Below are 434 nucleotides of genomic sequence, written 5' to 3'. Positions count from 1 at the left end.
TGTTTGTCCTGGTCGCGCAGATATTGATCGGTGGTTTTAAACTGATTCACCAACCCTTCTGATTTCCCAATCAGCGCCTGGCGCGCTGCCGGGTCTTCCGCGTTACTCACCAGCGTTTGCAGGCTGGTGAAGAAATCCTGCATCTGTGTTGCCAGCGAAGAGGTCCTGGTGGAGAGCATATTGTCGATTTTCGACATCTGCTCATAGCGGGCAGTCAGGCCGCTACAGTGCGTCTGCGCAGCACGTAACTGGTTGGTAATAAACGCATCATACTCACGCTGCACACCAGAAACGTAGACGCCATTGCCAACCCAGCCGCCAGCGCCCAACGTGCTAGTGGCCTGCGCCATAATAGTGGTTTGGCGGGGATATCCGGCAACGTTATAGCTGGAGATATTATTACTTGCCGTATTTAACGCCGCCTGGGCCGCGTT

At 54.4% G+C, this 434-nt stretch carries 1 pseudogene; it reads right to left on the bottom strand.

The window, feature by feature from the left end:
- Nucleotides 1–434: pseudogene (locus WCE05_RS26100) on the bottom strand (flagellar hook-associated protein FlgK); the annotation flags it as partial.

This window comes from Pseudomonas sp. I2 (assembly GCF_040984075.1).
GTDB classification, from domain to species: Bacteria; Pseudomonadota; Gammaproteobacteria; order Pseudomonadales; family Pseudomonadaceae; genus Aquipseudomonas; species Aquipseudomonas guariconensis_B.
The sequence above is the reverse complement of the archived record's forward strand: the minus strand, read 5'-3'. Positions and strand labels throughout refer to the sequence as shown.